Annotated in this window: 13 protein-coding genes; 11 read left to right on the top strand and 2 right to left on the bottom strand. The window is 64.6% G+C overall.

Annotated features, from left to right (window positions below; all coding sequences use genetic code 11):
- The first annotated feature begins 93 nt into the window (after positions 1-93).
- The 11 genes from metG (at position 94) to BLR25_RS14895 (ending at position 11,579) form a co-directional block, all read left to right on the top strand.
- Complete coding sequence (metG, locus tag BLR25_RS14945; RefSeq protein WP_091938700.1) at positions 94-2,226, top strand: methionine--tRNA ligase; 2,133 nt, start codon at positions 94-96, stop codon at positions 2,224-2,226.
- 76 nt (positions 2,227-2,302) lie between these two features.
- On the top strand, positions 2,303-2,566 hold the full coding sequence (locus BLR25_RS14940; protein WP_091938699.1) for a hypothetical protein: 264 nt from the start codon (positions 2,303-2,305) through the stop codon (positions 2,564-2,566).
- Entirely contained in the window at positions 2,559-4,565 is a 2,007-nt protein-coding gene (hyfB, locus tag BLR25_RS14935; RefSeq protein ID WP_091938698.1) for a hydrogenase 4 subunit B, read from the top strand. The genes BLR25_RS14940 and hyfB overlap by 8 nt, the downstream gene beginning before the upstream one ends.
- A gap of 7 nt (positions 4,566-4,572) precedes the next feature.
- Positions 4,573-5,520, top strand: a complete 948-nt coding sequence (locus tag BLR25_RS14930; protein WP_091938697.1) for a respiratory chain complex I subunit 1 family protein — start codon at positions 4,573-4,575, stop codon at positions 5,518-5,520.
- A 2-nt stretch (positions 5,521-5,522) separates the two neighbouring features.
- Complete coding sequence (locus BLR25_RS14925) at positions 5,523-6,203, top strand: formate hydrogenlyase (protein WP_091938696.1); 681 nt, start codon at positions 5,523-5,525, stop codon at positions 6,201-6,203.
- Positions 6,200-7,651, top strand: a complete 1,452-nt coding sequence (locus BLR25_RS14920) for a hydrogenase 4 subunit F (protein ID WP_091938695.1) — start codon at positions 6,200-6,202, stop codon at positions 7,649-7,651. Before BLR25_RS14925 ends, BLR25_RS14920 begins: the two co-directional genes overlap by 4 nt.
- 3 nt (positions 7,652-7,654) lie before the next feature.
- Positions 7,655-9,202: a hydrogenase large subunit gene (locus tag BLR25_RS14915; protein WP_091938694.1), complete on the top strand. Its 1,548-nt coding sequence runs from the start codon at positions 7,655-7,657 to the stop codon at positions 9,200-9,202.
- 2 nt (positions 9,203-9,204) lie between these two features.
- Positions 9,205-9,753, top strand: a complete 549-nt coding sequence (locus BLR25_RS14910) for an NADH-quinone oxidoreductase subunit B family protein (RefSeq protein ID WP_091938693.1) — start codon at positions 9,205-9,207, stop codon at positions 9,751-9,753.
- Positions 9,726-10,019: an acylphosphatase gene (locus BLR25_RS14905; protein WP_091938692.1), complete on the top strand. Its 294-nt coding sequence runs from the start codon at positions 9,726-9,728 to the stop codon at positions 10,017-10,019. The genes BLR25_RS14910 and BLR25_RS14905 overlap by 28 nt, the downstream gene beginning before the upstream one ends.
- 180 nt (positions 10,020-10,199) lie before the next feature.
- Positions 10,200-10,802, top strand: coding sequence for a peroxiredoxin (locus BLR25_RS14900; RefSeq protein WP_091938691.1), 603 nt, complete (start codon positions 10,200-10,202; stop codon positions 10,800-10,802).
- Between the two features lie 213 nt (positions 10,803-11,015).
- Positions 11,016-11,579, top strand: coding sequence for a Yip1 family protein (locus tag BLR25_RS14895; RefSeq protein ID WP_091938690.1), 564 nt, complete (start codon positions 11,016-11,018; stop codon positions 11,577-11,579).
- A gap of 36 nt (positions 11,580-11,615) precedes the next feature.
- Here the strand turns inward: BLR25_RS14895 and BLR25_RS14890 are convergent, their stop codons facing one another.
- Together BLR25_RS14890 and dnaE are read right to left on the bottom strand one after the other, a co-directional pair.
- Positions 11,616-12,083 carry a WbuC family cupin fold metalloprotein gene (locus BLR25_RS14890; protein ID WP_245715578.1) on the bottom strand — a complete coding sequence of 156 codons (468 nt, stop codon included), beginning with the start codon at positions 12,081-12,083 and terminating at the stop codon, positions 11,616-11,618.
- 11 nt (positions 12,084-12,094) lie between these two features.
- A complete protein-coding gene (dnaE, locus tag BLR25_RS14885; RefSeq protein ID WP_091938688.1) occupies positions 12,095-15,592 on the bottom strand; it encodes a DNA polymerase III subunit alpha in 3,498 nt (1,165 codons plus the stop codon).
- Positions 15,593-15,646 lie beyond the last annotated feature (54 nt).

The raw sequence follows: 15,646 nt of genomic DNA, 5'->3' as shown, positions 1-15,646 counted from the left end.
ACCGAAAAAGCCGGGCGCTGCACAGGCCAACCCGGACGGCAAGCACCGGCCTTTGATAAAATCGAGGTTTTGCCTCGATCGAAGAATTCGCCCATGTCCCGCAAAATCCTCGTCACTTCCGCCCTGCCGTACGCCAACGGCGCGATCCACCTCGGCCATCTCGTCGAATACATCCAGACCGACATCTGGGTCCGTTTCCAGAAGATGCAGCCGAAGGACGCGGTCGCCGAATGCTGGTACGTCTGCGCCGACGACACGCATGGCACGCCGATCATGCTGCGCGCCGAAAAGGACGGCATCACGCCGGAAGCGCTGATCGCGCGGGTGCACGCCGAGCATTCGCGGGACTTCGCCGGTTTCCACGTCGCCTTCGACAACTTCTACAGCACGCACTCGCCCGAAACGCAGGCTTGCGCCAACACCATCTACGGCCGCCTGCAGCAGGCCGGCCTGATCGAGAAGCGCACGATCGAGCAGTATTACGACCCGGTCAAGCAGATGTTCCTGCCCGACCGCTTCATCAAGGGCGAATGCCCGAAGTGCGGGGCCAAGGACCAGTACGGCGACAACTGCGAATCCTGCGGCGCCGCCTACACGCCGAACGAGCTCAAGAATCCGTATTCGGCCGTCTCCGGCGCCACGCCGGAAATGCGCCACTCCGACCACTATTTCTTCAAGCTGTCGAGCGATTCCTGCCAGAGCTTCCTGCGCCGCTGGACGCGCGAACCGGGACGCCTGCAATCGGAAGCCTCGAACAAGATGCAGGAATGGCTGGGCGTCGAGGGCGAAAACAAGCTGACCGACTGGGACATCTCGCGCGATGCGCCGTACTTCGGCTTCGAGATCCCCGACGCCCCCGGCAAGTATTTCTACGTCTGGCTCGACGCGCCGATCGGCTACATGGGCTCGTTCAAGAACCTGTGCGACCGGAACGGCCTCGATTTCGACGAGTACTTCAAGCCCGATTCGACGACCGAGTTGTATCACTTCATCGGCAAGGACATCCTCTATTTCCACGCGCTGTTCTGGCCGGCCGAATTGCAGCACGCCGGTTACCGCACGCCGAGCGGCCTCTTCGTGCACGGCTTCCTGACCGTCGACGGCGCCAAGATGAGCAAGTCGCGCGGCACTTTCATCACTGCCGAGAGCTACCTCGACACGGGCCTCAATCCGGAATGGCTGCGTTATTACTACGCCGCCAAGCTCAACAGCACGATGGAAGACATCGACCTCAATCTCGATGACTTCATCGCCCGCGTCAATTCCGACCTCGTCGGCAAGTACGTCAATATCGCCAGCCGCTGCGCCGGCTTCATCGGCAAGCGTTTCGACGGCCGTCTCGCCGCCACCGACGCCGATTGGCTCAAGCCCTTGCGCGACGCCGCCGGCACGATTGCCGAAGCCTATGAAGCGCGCGAATTCGGCCGCGCCTTGCGCGAAGTCATGGCGCTCGCCGACGCCGCCAACGTCTTCGTCAACGACAAGAAGCCCTGGGAACTCGCCAAGCAGGAAGGCCGCGACGCCGAACTACACGCCGCCTGTTCGCAGGCGATCGAAGCCTTCCGCCTGCTGACGCTCTACTTGAAGCCGGTGCTGCCGAAGGTCGCCGAGGCCGTCGAAGCCTTCCTCGCCATCCCGCCGCTGACCTGGAGCGACGCCGCGACGCCGCTGCCCGCCGGCCACGCGATCCAGGCCTACAGCCACCTGATGACGCGCATCGACCCGAAACAGGTCGCCGCGCTGGTCGAGGCCAACAAGGCCTCGCTCGCCCCGGCCGCGCCGGCGCCGCAAAAGGCGGCCGCAAAAGACAAGAGCGCGGAAAAGGCAGAGAAAGTGGAGAAGGCGGCCAAGCCTGCCGAAGCCGCCAAGGCGCCGGCCGAAGCCGGTGAATTCATCTCGATCGACGACTTCATGAAGGTCGATCTGCGTATCGCCCGCATCGTCGACGCCGGTCATGTCGAAGGCGCCGAGAAACTGATCCGGCTGTCGCTCGACATCGGCGAGGAAAAGCCGCGCCAGGTCTTCGCCGGCATCAAGTCGGCCTACGATCCGGCGACGCTGGTCGGCCGCCTGACGGTGATGGTCGCCAACCTGGCGCCGCGCAAGATGAAGTTCGGCCTGTCCGAAGGCATGGTCATGGCGGCCTCCGACCCCGAGGGCAAGACCGCCGGACTCTACCTGCTCAGCCCGGACAGCGGCGCGACGCCTGGCATGCGGGTCAAGTAAGCGCCCATTTCGGCGGGGCTCGTGCGGCGCACGAGCTCTACCGAAACAGGCGCCAAGGCGTTAGAATCGGGACATCATGCAGAACACACCACGCATCCGGCCGACGCCGGCCATCCTCTATTACGCAATGATCGACGTCATCGGCATGGTGCTGTTCGCCACCGGCGCGTTGTGGCTGTTCCAGGATGGCATGCACCTCTTCTGGCGCAAGTTCCCGTCGTCCACCATGGAAGCGGCGCTGTCGATGAGCGGCGGCCTCTTCCTGATGGTGATCTCGGTTGCCAAAATCCTGCGCGAAGTCATGACCCGCGCCGCGAGTACGCTACGCAAAGATGAGTGAGCTACGACTCCTCGACGGTATCCTGATCGCAGCCCTGGGCTGGTTGCTGATCGGGGCTGTCGGAGTCGTGTTCCCGCGTCGCTTCACCCTGATCAGCAAGATCCTTTTCCCGCTCGGCGCGGCGATCGGCATCGTCGTCGCACTGCTGGCGCTGTCAGCGATGATGGCCGCGCCAGAAACGCGCCAGCTGCCGCTCGGGCTGCCCGACCTGCCCTTCCATCTGCGCGTCGATGCGCTGTCGGCCTTTTTCCTCTTCCTGCTCGGCGCCACCTCGGCCGGCATCTCGATCTACGCCGCCGGCTACATGCGCCGCAGCGAGGGCGCCCAACTCGGGCTGCAATGCCTGCTCTACCACGCTTTCCTCGCCAGCATGGCCTTCGTCATGCTCGCCGACGACGGCTACGCTTTCATGGTCGCCTGGGAGACGATGGCGCTGACCTCGTTCTTCCTCGTCACCGCCGAACACCGGCACGAGGAAATCCGCCGCGCCGGCTACCTCTACCTGCTGATCGCCCACGTCGGCGCCGTCGGCATCCTGCTCTCCTTCGGCGTCATGGCCGGCAGCGCCGGCGACTACACCTTCGACGCGATGCGCGCCTTCTCGCGCACCGGCATCTGGCCGACGATCGCCTTCCTGCTCGCGCTCTTCGGTTTCGGCGCCAAGGCCGGCGCGCTGCCGATGCACGTCTGGCTCCCGGAAGCGCACCCGGCGGCGCCCTCGCCGGTCTCGGCGATGATGAGCGGCGTCATGCTCAAGACCGCCATCTACGGCCTGCTGCGCGTCAGCTTCGACCTGCTCAACGCCCAACTCTGGTGGTGGGGCGTGCTGCTGCTCGTCATCGGTCTCGCCACGGCGCTGTTCGGCGTCATCTACGCGGCAATCCAGACCGACATGAAACGCCTGCTCGCCTACTCGTCGATCGAGAACATCGGGCTGATCCTCGTCGGTTTCGGCCTCACGCTGGTCTTCAAGTCCTTCCGCCTGCCGGCCCTGTCGGCGCTGGCGCTGACGGCGACGCTCTACCACTGTCTCAACCACGCCTTCTTCAAGAGTCTGCTGTTCCTCTCGACCGGCTCGGTGCTGCATGCCACCGGCGAGCGCAACCTCGGCAAACTCGGCGGGCTGATCCACGCCATGCCCTGGGTCGCCTGGCTCGCCCTCGTCGGCGTGCTCGCCTCGGCCGGCTTGCCGCCGCTCAACGGCTTCGTCTCGGAATGGCTGCTGTTGCAGAGTTTCCTGTTCACTTCCGGTCTGCCGCACGGTTATCTGAACATGCTGCTGCCGGTCGTCGCCGCCGCCATCGCGCTGATCGCCGCGCTCGCCGGCTTCGCCATGGTCAAATTCTTCGGTGTCATTTTCCTCGGCCAACCGCGCGAGGAAAAACTCGGCCAGGCCCACGACGCCGGCCGCCTCGAACGCATCGGCCTGCTCTGGCTCGCCAGCGGCTGCTTCCTGCTCGGCCTGGTGCCGCACATGATCATCGCCCTGCTCGACCCGGTCGCGCAGCTGCTCGTCGGCGGCGGTCTCGGCGAGGTCACGCCGCACGGCTGGTGGCTGCTCGCGCCGATCCACCCGGACCGCGCCAGCTACAGCGCCGCCGTGTTCTTCGGCAGCCTCGCCTGCTTCATCCCGCTCGTTTATTGGCTCGTGCATCGCTTCCTGCACGGCCGCTTCACGCGCGTCCCGCCCTGGGATTGCGGCTTCCCGCTGCAAACACCGCGCATGCAGGACACCGCCGAAGGCTTCGGCCAGCCGATCCGGCGCATCTTCACCTCCTTCCTGCGCCGCACCCGCGAACATCCGTCGCCCTTCGACACGGCGCCGCGCTACCGCAGCATCGTCGAGGACCCGATCTGGTATGCGGTCTACCTGCCCGTCGCCCGCCTCGTCGAGCGCGCCACCCGGCTGATCGCCTTCCTGCAGCAGGGCCGCATCGCCATCTACCTGATGTACAGCTTCGTCACGCTGCTGGTACTACTGGTGTTGACGCGAGGCTAGCCACGACATGAACGCCTACGCCATCCTCGCCCAACTGCTCGAACTCGCCACCGCGCTGGTCATGGCGCCGATCCTCGTCGGCTGGGTCAACCAGTGCCGCGCCTGGATGCAGAACCGCTCGGCGCCGCCGCTGCTGCAAACCTATTACACGCTCAACAAGCTCTTCCACAAGGAAGTGCTGCTCGCCCACAACGCCTCCTCACTCTTCCACAGCGCGCCCTACATCATCTTCTCGTGCATGGCGCTGGCGGCGGCGATCGTACCGACGCTGTCGACCGACCTGATTTTCTCGCCGGCCGCCGACGCCATCGCGCTGGTCGGCCTCTTCGCCCTCGCCCGCGTCTTCATCGCGCTGGCCGGCATGGACGTCGGCACCGCCTTCGGCACGCTCGGCGCGCGCCGCGAAATGCTGATCGGATTCCTCGCCGAACCGGCGCTGCTGATGGTCTTCTTCACCGCCTCGCTGATCTCGCAATCGACGTCCTTGTCGACGATCGTCGAGACGCTGGCGCACAAGGAGATCGCCATCTACCCGAGCCTCGCCTTCGCCGGCGTCGCCTTCACCATGGTCTCGCTCGCCGAAAACGCGCGCGTCCCGGTCGACAACCCGACGACACACCTCGAACTGACGATGATCCACGAGGCGATGATCCTGGAATATTCGGGACGCCATCTGGCGCTGATCGAATGGGCTGCCGCGCTCAAGCTTTTCGCCTATTCCTGCCTCGGCATCGCGCTCTTCTTCCCGTTTGGCATCCCCGAGGCCTCGGACCCGCTGTCGCTGACGCTGGCGGCCATCATTCTCGTCGTCAAGCTCGCGATCGGCGGCTTCCTGCTCGCGCTGATCGAAACACTGAGCGCCAAGATGCGCATTTTCCGCGCCCCCGAGTTTCTCGGCACCGCCTTCCTGCTCGCCGTGCTGGCGATGCTCGTGCATCTGCTGCTGAGGGCCTGACGATGACACTCGCCTACCTCACGTCCAGCGCCTTCGCCAGCCAACTCATCAACCTCTGCGCCGCCATCCTGCTGCTGCTCGGTTTCGCCATGCTGGCGCAGCGGCGCGTGCTGTCGCTGATCAACCTGTTCATGATGCAGGGCCTCGTGTTGTGCACCTCGACGCTGATCGTCGCCATCACCACGCACCAGCCGCACCTGTACTGGTCGGCAGGACTCACCTTCCTGCTCAAGGTGCTGGCCCTGCCCTACATCCTCCACCGCCTGATCCGGCGACTGTCGGTCAAATGGGATATCGAAACACTGCTCAACATTCCGACGACGATGCTGATCGGCATCTTCCTCGTCATCATCGCCTTCAACGTCGCCCAGCCGATATCGCTGCTCTCGGGCACGATCACGCGGGCGACGATTGGCATCGCGCTCGCCTGCGTGCTGCTGTCATTTCTGATGATGATCACGCGCAGCAAGGCGGTGCCGCAGGTCATCGCCTTCCTCGCCATGGAAAACGCGCTCTTCTTCGCCGCCACCAGCGCCACCTACGGCATGCCGATGGTCGTCGAACTCGGTATCGCGCTCGACGTCCTCGTCGGCATGGTCATCCTCGCGGTCTTCTTCTTCCAGATCCGCGAACAGTTCGACAGTCTCGACATCCGCCACATGGAAAAGGTGCATGAAGAATGATTGAGCTGGCCCTCGTCCTCGGCACGCCGCTCGTCACCGCCATCATTCTGGCGCTCGTCGGCCACCGCCGTTATGCCGCCGAGATCAACGCCGCCGGCAGCCTGCTGACCTTGATCAGCGCGGCGCTGCTGACCAGCCGCATCATCGCCAAGGGACCGATGTGGTTCTACGAGATGCAGTTCTTCGTCGATCCGCTCAACGTTTTCCTGATCGCGCTGACCGCGCTCGTCGGCTTCACCACCTCGCTGTTCTCGCGCCCCTACATGCGCATCGAGCATGACCACGGCAGGCTGTCTTCGGGGCGCCTGCGCCTCTACCACAGCATGTTCCAGATGTTCATGTGCACCATGCTGGTGGCCTTGTCGACCAACAACCTCGGCATCCTCTGGGTGGCCATGGAAGCAGCGACGCTGACGACCGTACTGCTCGTCGCACTGTACCGCACACCGGCCAGCCTCGAAGCGGCCTGGAAGTATTTCATCCTCTGCGGCGTCGGCATCGCCCAGGCGCTGTTCGGCACCATCCTGATCTACTTCGCCGCCGAGCGGATTCTCGGCCACGAGGGCAATGCGCTCCTGTGGACGCACCTCAACAGCCTGCGCATGCAGCTCGAACCGACGACGCTCTCGCTCGCTTTCGTCTTCCTGATCGTCGGCTACGGCACCAAGACCGGCCTCGTGCCGCTGCACAACTGGCTGCCCGACGCCCACGCCGAAGGTCCGACGCCGGTGTCGGCGGTCCTTTCCGGCCTGCTGCTCAACGTCGCGCTCTACGCCATCATCCGCTGCAAGGTGCTGGTCGACGGCGCGCTCGGCACGCGCTTCGCCGAAAACCTGATGATGGCCTTCGGCCTGCTCACCGTCGTCGTCCCGGCCTTCTATCTCTCGCGCCAGAAAGACATCAAGCGCCTGTTCGGTTTTTCCTCGATCGAACACATGGGCCTCATCACTTTCGCCTTCGGCATGGGCGGCCCGGTCGCCAGCGTCGCCGGCCTGCTGCACATGACCGTGCACTCCTTGACCAAGTCGGCCATCTTCTTCGCCGTCGGCCACGCCGCGCAGATGGCCGGCACACAAGTGATCGACGACATCCAGGGCCTGCTCAAGCGCTCGCCGACGATCGGCTGGGGCCTGATGCTCGGTACGCTGGCCATCCTCGGCATGCCGCCCTTCGGTGTGTTCACCAGCGAATTCATGATCCTGACGACGGCGATCAAGCATCACCCCTGGGCGACGCCGATTCTGCTCTGCGCCCTCGGCGTCGCCTTCGCCTCGATGTTCCACAAAGTCCAGGGCATGGTCTTCGGCGAACCGACGGTCAAGCCGCTCGCCCACAACCCGGCGCTGGTGCCGGTCTTCCTGCACCTCGGCCTGGTGCTGATGCTCGGTCTGTGGATTCCGCCCTATCTCTCGGACTGGTTCCGCCAGGCCGCCAAATTCATCGGGTGAGCCATGCCATTCCTCGACTTGCCGATCGATTTCGTCGCGCTTCCCGACCACGCGTCGCCGACCTTCACGGCACGCGTCGATGCCACCCAGCTCGTCGCCGCCTGTAACGCCGCCCGCGCCGCCGGCCGTGCGCTCGTCAGTCTGTGGGGCAGCGACGAGCGCGACCGCGACGCTAGCGCCGGTTTCGAGCTGCATGTCGCATTCGACTTCGAGGAAGGCCTCGTCTGCCTGAGTCTGCCGCTCGACCGCGATGCGCCGACGTTCCCGGACCTGGCGGCGATCTATCCCAATGCCAATCGGCTGCAACGCACCGCCTGCGACCTGCTCGGCCTCAAGCTGGAGAGCGGCGATGCCCGCCCGTGGCTGCGCCATGCCAACTGGCCGGCCGACTACTTCCCGTTGCGCCGCGACACGCCCGACCGCCGTTTCCCGACCGAGAACGAGGAATACGCTTTCGTCCGCGTCGAAGGCGACGGCGTGCATGAAATCGCCGTCGGCCCGATCCATGCCGGCATCATCGAGCCCGGCCATTTCCGCTTTTCGGTCATGGGCGAGAGCGTACTGCGCCTGGAGCAGCGACTCGGCTGGAAGCACAAGGGTGTCGACCGGCGCTTCGCCGGCATGGGGCTTGCCGACGGAGCGCGCCTGGCCGGCCGCATCTCGGGCGACTCGACCGTCGCCTACGCCTGGGCCTACTGCCAGGCTGCCGAGGCGATCGCCGGCGCCGAGGTACCGGAACGCGCCCGCTGGCTGCGCGCCTTGCTGCTCGAACGCGAGCGTGTCGCCAACCATCTGGGCGATCTCGGCTACCTCGGCAACGACGTCGCGCTGGCTTTCGGTCTCGCGCAGTTCATGCGCCTCAAGGAAGACTGGGTCCGCCTCAACGCGACGCTGTTCGGTCATCGTTTCCTGATGGATCGCATCGTCCCCGGCGGCGTCTCAGTCGATCTCGACGCGCAGGGCATCAACGCGCTGCGCCAGCAATGCCTGGCGATCGACACCGAAGTCCGGCGACTCAAGAGCATCTACGACGAGCACGCCGGCTTGCAGGACCGGTTCCTGACGACCGGCCGCATTCCGCCCGAACTGGCGCTGCGACTCGGCGTTACCGGCCTCGCCGGACGCGCCAGCGGACAGGCGCGCGACCTGCGCAGCACCCATCCCTGCGCGCCCTACGCCACGCTGGGGCCGATGCTGGCGCTCGAACACAACGGCGACGTCGCCGCCCGTTCGCTCGTCCGCTTCGCCGAAATCAACGAATCGCTGCGCCTGATCGGCCGCATCGTCGACGACCTGCCGCCCGGCGAACTCCGCAGCGAGGTGCGCAGCGCGCCCGACAAGCGCGGCTTCGGCTGGGTCGAGGGCTGGCGCGGCGACATCCTCGTCGCGCTCGAAACCGGCCAGGACGGCAAGCTGCGACGCGGCCATTGCCAGGACCCGTCGGCACACAACTGGCCGGCGCTCGAACACGCCGTCATCGACAACATCGTTCCCGACTTCCCGCTGATCAACAAGTCGTTCAACCTTTCCTACTCCGGCCCGGACCTGTAGCCATGTTCCCGATCCTCCGCCAGATCCTGCGCACCGGCATCGTCAGCGAGCCGGCACCGGACGCCGATCCCGCCCTCGTTCTCGTCAAGCAGCGGCTCGACACCGCCATGCGCGAGAAACTCGGCCGCGCGCTCGTCATCCGGCATGTGGACGCCGGCTCCTGCAATGGCTGCGAACTCGAAATCCACGCCCTCGGCAATCCCTATTACAACCTCGAAGCCATCGGCATCAAGTTCGCCGCCAGTCCGCGCCACGCCGACCTCCTGCTCGTCACCGGCCCGGTCGCCAAGAACATGGAGGTCGCGCTCAAGCGCGCCTACGACGCCACCCCGGCGCCGAAGCTTGTCGTCGCCGTCGGCGACTGCGGCTGCACCGGCGGCGTCTTCGGCGAAAGCTACGCCTCCTGCGGCCGTGTTGCCAACGTCATTCCGGTCGATGTCGCCATTCCCGGCTGCCCGCCGACACCGCTGCAACTGATGCAGGGCATCCTCGCCGCGATCGCCCCGCCCGCGGACGACGGCGCATGCGCGTCATCACCCGCCGACTGCTGATCGAGGGACGCGTCCAGGGCGTCGGCTTCCGCTGGTCGCTGCACGCCGAGGCGCTGACGCTCGGCCTGCGCGGCTGGGTGCGCAACCGCAGCGACGGGCGCGTCGAAGCCCTGGTCTGCGGCGACGAAGACGCCGTCAACGCGCTCACCGGCTGGGCACACCGCGGCCCCGACCAGGCCCGCGTCGATCGCGTCCTGTTCAACGACGAACCGGACGACGGGGCATTCCGCGACGACCCGAGCTTCCGCCAACGCCCGACGCTTTAGGCGCCTATTCCGACAAAACTCGCGATCCCTGCGGCCCTCGGCGCTCAATGCCATTGCCATGGCAATTCCCCTGAAAATTTTGTGGGAACTTGCGGCACAGCGCGCTGACTAAGCGGTATCCGTTTTCACACCCGGCGGCGGAAAAGCGCCGATTTCGACAAAAACCTCAAGGAGATAGACATGGCTGTTCTGGTTGGCAAGGCCGCACCCGACTTCACCGCGAATGCGGTTATGGGCAACAACGAAATCCGTTCGTTCACCCTCTCGAAGGAAATCCAGGGCAAGTACGCAGTGATTTTCTTCTATCCGCTCGACTTCACCTTCGTCTGCCCGTCCGAACTGATCGCTTTCGATCACCGTCTCGACGAATTCAAGAAGCGCGGCGTCGAAGTCATCGGCGTTTCGATCGACTCGCAATTCACCCACCTCGCCTGGAAGAACACGCCGGTCAACAGCGGCGGTATCGGCCAGGTGCAGTATCCGCTCGTCGCCGACGTCAAGCACGAGATCTGCCGCGCCTTCGACGTCGAATTCGGTGCTGCCGGCGTCGCCTTCCGCGGCTCCTTCCTGATCGACAAGAACGGCGTTGTCCGTCATCAGGTGGTCAACGATCTGCCGCTCGGCCGCAACGTCGATGAAATGCTGCGCATGGTCGACGCGCTGCAATTCACCGAAGAACACGGCGAAGTCTGCCCGGCCGGCTGGAACAAGGGCAAGGCCGGCATGAAGGCCTCGACCGCTGGCGTCGCCGAATACCTGGCGCAGCACGCCAAGGAACTGTAAGCATCCACCGTCGCAGCCAAGACCGCTGCGAACACCGCTGCTAATACCGGCTCCCACGCCCCGCCCGCGTCATCGCGGCGGGGCGTGTTGCTTCTACCGCCGCCTGCAGGGCCCGATAGAAGCCCCCTTTCGCAAAAAGGGCAAAGAGGAGTAAGCTTCTGCGCTGTTTCGTGGAGCCCGCTCCCCGCCGCCGTTTCTCGCAGAAAGGTTCTCATGGTTGTTGTTCAACGCGTCAAGGATATCCTGCTCCACCCTAAACAGACTTGGCCGCTCATTGCCGCCGAGGAATCGGATATCACGACGATCTACACGCAGTACGTCATGATTCTCGCCATGATCCCCGCCATCGCCGGCTTCATCGGCATGTCGCTGGTCGGCACCAACATCGGGGGGCAGACGGTCCTGGTTCCGCTGTTCAGCGGCGTGCTCGACATGGTCATCAGCTACGTGATGTCGCTGTTGATGATCTATGCGCTGTCCCTGCTCGCCGACCGGCTCGCTTCGAATTTTTCCGGTGAAAAAAACATCGTCAGCGCGCTGAAACTGATCGCCTACAGCAGTACCTCGGGCATGGTCGGCGGCATCTTCTCGCTCTTCCCCGGTTTCTGGTTTCTCGGCTTCGCGGCGTCGCTGTATTCGCTCTACCTGCTTTTTACCGGCGTGCCGGTGATGATGAAGTCACCGACGGAAAAGGCGCTCCCCTACACGGCCTTCCTGGTCGTCGGCGGATTGATCGCCAACATCGTCCTCGGCCTCATCTCGGCCATCTTCCACTGAGCGCCGCACGCGGCGAAAATTGACGGACGCGCCGACTCAGCGCCCGTCGACGCGTGCCATCAAGGTGCGCAGATACGCCGTCGCGCCGTCGCTGCCCTCGGCCGGCGCCCACGGCGCCCGCTCTTCCGACGACAAGGGCATGAACGGCCCGCCCTTGCTTTCGAACATCACCGTCTCCGGCACACAGGCAAACACCGTGTGATAGACGCCGTGCGGGATGTCAACGCCACAGGCCGGCCCGGTCGCCGACAGCGCCGTCGCCTGAACCACGCCACCGTCATCGTCGAAGATGACGAGGCCGAGCACCCCGCGCAGGACCAGGATCGTCTCGTCCTTCGCCGCATCGAGATGGCGGTGCGGGACGACGTAGGACCCCGGCTCGAAGGCATTGAGCAGGCGATGCGCCGGATCGGCATTGTCGCCGTGGAAATTGAAATTCTTGCGCCCTCTCGGGCTGCTCGCCGCCTCGCTGCAGACCTGGGTCAGCAGGGCGTGGTCAATCATTCGAACCGTTGTCATTGGTATTCGATGCGTACGTTTTCAGGATTCAACCAGTCACCCAGCGCCATCAGCAATTCGTCTTCAAGCCGAACCCGGCGGTCTTCGCCAAACGCCAGTTCGCAGGTCGCCTCGGCATTCCGATAGCTGAGCCGTACCGGACAATTGCCCGGCGTAAATGGCGCCAGCAAGGCATTCAGGCGCTGCGCCGCGGTGCGGGCATTCGGCCCGCTCGCCTGGCCGTTCAGCGCAATCCGCAGCTGACGGGCAAAGCGCCCGCGCGCGTCGGCGAGACTCAACAAGCGCTCTGCGACGACACGGATCTTGCCCTCGCCGGCAAAGTCGTCTTTCTGGACCTTGCCCTCGACGATCAACACCTCGTCCTCGCGAATCTTGGCGCGATCCTCCTCGAAGATCTCGTTGAAGACCGAGACTTCGAGCGAACTCGTGCCATCGTCGAGCTGGATGAACGCCATCTTGCCGCGCGAGGTGATCTTGGTACGCACGCCGACGACAAGCCCGGCCAGCATCTGCGGCTCCTTGCGCGGTTCGAGCGAGGCCAGCGGCCGGCGCACGAAACGCATGACCTCGGCCTTGGCCTCGTTGAACGGGTGGCCCGAGAAAAAGAATCCGAGCGCCAGCTTTTCCTCGCGCAGCTTGTCGCGCTCCTTCCAGCGCGGCACCTCGATGTACTGCGGCCCGTGTTCGGCCTGCGCCGCCGAATCGAAGACGTCGAACAGGCTGACCTGCATGGCGTTGCGCTCGGCCTGCTCGGCCGCCTCGATCGCCACGCCGACCGACGCGATCAGCCGGGCGCGATGATCGTCGATCGAATCGAAGGCGCCGGCACGAATCAGCGCCTCGATCGTGCGCCGGTTGACCGTGCGCTTGTCGACGCGCAGGCAGAAATCGAAGAGATCCTTGAACGGCCCGCCTTCGGCCCGCGCCTTGAGAATCGTGGTGACGGCCTGCTCGCCGGCCCCCTTGACGGCGCCGAGACCGTAACGGATTGTCTTGCGATCGACCGGCACGAAACGGTACTCGGACGCATTGACGTCGGGGCCGAGCACGGTGATCTTGTTGGCCAGCGCATCGTCATAGAAGATCTTGACCGTGTCGGTGTTGTCCATGTCCGACGACAACGTCGCCGCCATGAACGCCGCGCAATGGTGCGCCTTGAGCCAGGCCGTCTGATAGGTGACGACGGCATAGGCGGCGGTGTGCGACTTGTTGAAGCCGTACTCGGCGAACTTCGTCATCAGGTCGAACAGCTGTTCGGCCAGTGCCGGATCGTAGCCTTTCTTCTTGGCGCCCTCGGCGATCTGGCCGCGGTGCGCCGCCATTTCCTCCGGCTTCTTCTTGCCCATCGCCCGGCGCAGCATGTCGGCGCCGCCGAGCGTGTAGCCGCCGATGATCTGCGAGATCTGCATCACCTGTTCCTGATACACGATCACGCCATAGGTCGGGTCGAGGCAGTCTTTCAGGTCCGGGTGGAAATAGTCGATCTTCTGCTGCCCCTTCTTGCGCAGGATGAAGTCGTCGACCATGCCTGAACCGAGCGGTCCGGGGCGGTAGAGCGCGAGCACGGCGATGATGTCTTCGAAGCGGTCCGGCTGCAACTTCTTGAGCAGCTTCTTCATGCCTTCCGATTCGACCTGGAAGATCGCCGTCGTGTTGGCTTCCTTGAGAATCTGGTAGGCCCGCGGATCGTCGAAGGTCAGCGCGTTGAGATCGGGACGCGTGCCGGTCAGCCGTTCGACATAGCGCACGGCGAGATCGATAATGGTCAGGTTGCGCAGGCCAAGGAAGTCGAACTTGACGAGGCCGACCAGTTCGACGTCGCCTTTGTCATACTGCGACACCACCGAGGCGCCGCCGTCGCCCGAATAGAGCGGGCAGAAATCGGTCAGTTTGCCCGGCGCGATGAGCACGCCGCCGGCATGCATGCCGACGTTGCGGGTCAAGTCTTCGAGCTTCCCGGCCAGATTGAACAGCTCGCGGACTTCCTCCTCGCTCTCGATGCGTTCCTTGAGCTGCGGTTCGGCCTCGATCGCCTTGTCCAGCGACAAGGGCTTGTTCTGCTCGACCGGGATCAGCTTCGACAACTGGTCGCAGAAGTTGTAGGGCAGGTCGAGCACGCGGCCGACGTCGCGGATGACCGCCTTCGACGACATCGTGCCGAAGGTGGCGATCTGCGACACGGCATCCTTGCCGTATTTCTCGCGCACGTATTCGATCACGCGCCAACGGTTGTCCTGGCAGAAGTCGATGTCGAAGTCGGGCATCGACACCCGCTCGGGGTTGAGGAAGCGCTCGAACAGCAGGGCGTACTGCAAGGGATCGAGATCGGTAATACCGAGCGAGAAAGCGACCAGCGAACCGGCACCCGAGCCCCGTCCCGGACCGACCGGCACGCCATTGTTCTTGGCCCAGTTGATGAAGTCGGCAACGATCAGGAAGTAGCCCGGAAAACCCATCTGGATGATGGTCTCGGTCTCGGTCCTGAGGCGCGCTTCGTAGGTCGGCCGCTGTTTTTCCAGTTCGGCCGGATCGGGAAACAGTTGCAGCATCCGCCGCTCGAGCCCGCGGATCGCTTCCTGGCGGAGAAACTCGTCGAGCGAGATGCCGTCGGGCGTCGGAAAGAGCGGCAGGTAGTTCTTGCCGAGCGTGATCGTCAGGTTGCAGCGCCGCGCGATCTCGATCGTGTTCTCGATGGCCTCGGGCAGATCCGGGAAGAGCGCCAGCATCTCGTCGGTCGACTTGAAGTACTGCTCCTCGGTGTAGAGCCGCGGCCGCCGCTTGTCGCCGAGCATGTAGCCTTCGGCGATGCAGGTGCGCGCCTCGTGCGCCATGAAGTCGTCACGGTCGAGAAACTGGATCGGATGCGTCGCCACCAGCGGCAGATCCAGCAGCGCTGCCAGTTCCACCGTCGCCGTGATCAGTGCCTCCTGCGGCGCATGGCCGCGCAGGTTGGGGCGCTGCACTTCGAGATAGAACGCATCGGGGAAAAGCTCGGCCCAGTAACGCGCCCGGCTCTCGGCCAGCGCCATGTTGCCCATCGACACCGCTTCGGCGATATCGCCGAGCGACGCCCCGGACAAGGCGATCAAGCCGTCGACGCCGACTTCCGTCAGCATCTGCCGCGTGATCTCGGCGCGTCCGCGCACGCGCGGCACCAACTGCGAACGGGAGAGCAATTCGCACAACTGCAAATAGCCCTTATGCGAACGGCACAACAGGAGCAAGCGGTACGGCCGGTCGGGATCGACCTCGTTGGCGATGAACACATCGCAACCGAGAATCGGCTTGATTCCGTGCGAACGGGCAGCGGTGTAGAACTTGACCATCCCGAACAGGTTCGAGAGATCGGTCAGGGCCAGCGCCGACATGCCGTCGGCAATGGCGCGTGAAACCGGCGGGCAATCGTGATTTTTGCCCGCATCGAGACGCACCGTCCCATCGGTGACGGAGTATTCGCTGTGGAGACGGAGGTGGACAAAGCGCGGTTGAGGCATCCCGCCATTTTACCCCGATGCCCGATCGCTCCGTCAGCAGAAAAATGCAGGCGC

Origin of the sequence: Propionivibrio dicarboxylicus (genome assembly GCF_900099695.1) — a bacterium.
Classification (GTDB): domain Bacteria; phylum Pseudomonadota; class Gammaproteobacteria; order Burkholderiales; family Rhodocyclaceae; genus Propionivibrio; species Propionivibrio dicarboxylicus.
Note: the sequence above shows the minus strand (reverse complement) of the source record. Positions and strands in the feature narration are given on the sequence as shown.

What these genes read in the sequence shown, in the direction of transcription:
- metG (WP_091938700.1), top strand. Translation starts at nt 94, where the DNA reads ATGTCCCGCAAAATCCTCGTCACTTCCGCCCTGCCGTACGCCAACGGC.
- dnaE (WP_091938688.1), bottom strand. Translation starts at nt 15,592, where the DNA reads ATGCCTCAACCGCGCTTTGTCCACCTCCGTCTCCACAGCGAATACTCC.
- BLR25_RS14900 (WP_091938691.1), top strand. Translation starts at nt 10,200, where the DNA reads ATGGCTGTTCTGGTTGGCAAGGCCGCACCCGACTTCACCGCGAATGCG.
- BLR25_RS14915 (WP_091938694.1), top strand. Translation starts at nt 7,655, where the DNA reads ATGCCATTCCTCGACTTGCCGATCGATTTCGTCGCGCTTCCCGACCAC.
- hyfB (WP_091938698.1), top strand. Translation starts at nt 2,559, where the DNA reads ATGAGTGAGCTACGACTCCTCGACGGTATCCTGATCGCAGCCCTGGGC.
- BLR25_RS14910 (WP_091938693.1), top strand. Translation starts at nt 9,205, where the DNA reads ATGTTCCCGATCCTCCGCCAGATCCTGCGCACCGGCATCGTCAGCGAG.
- BLR25_RS14940 (WP_091938699.1), top strand. Translation starts at nt 2,303, where the DNA reads ATGCAGAACACACCACGCATCCGGCCGACGCCGGCCATCCTCTATTAC.
- BLR25_RS14905 (WP_091938692.1), top strand. Translation starts at nt 9,726, where the DNA reads ATGCGCGTCATCACCCGCCGACTGCTGATCGAGGGACGCGTCCAGGGC.
- BLR25_RS14895 (WP_091938690.1), top strand. Translation starts at nt 11,016, where the DNA reads ATGGTTGTTGTTCAACGCGTCAAGGATATCCTGCTCCACCCTAAACAG.
- BLR25_RS14920 (WP_091938695.1), top strand. Translation starts at nt 6,200, where the DNA reads ATGATTGAGCTGGCCCTCGTCCTCGGCACGCCGCTCGTCACCGCCATC.
- BLR25_RS14890 (WP_245715578.1), bottom strand. Translation starts at nt 12,083, where the DNA reads ATGATTGACCACGCCCTGCTGACCCAGGTCTGCAGCGAGGCGGCGAGC.
- BLR25_RS14925 (WP_091938696.1), top strand. Translation starts at nt 5,523, where the DNA reads ATGACACTCGCCTACCTCACGTCCAGCGCCTTCGCCAGCCAACTCATC.
- BLR25_RS14930 (WP_091938697.1), top strand. Translation starts at nt 4,573, where the DNA reads ATGAACGCCTACGCCATCCTCGCCCAACTGCTCGAACTCGCCACCGCG.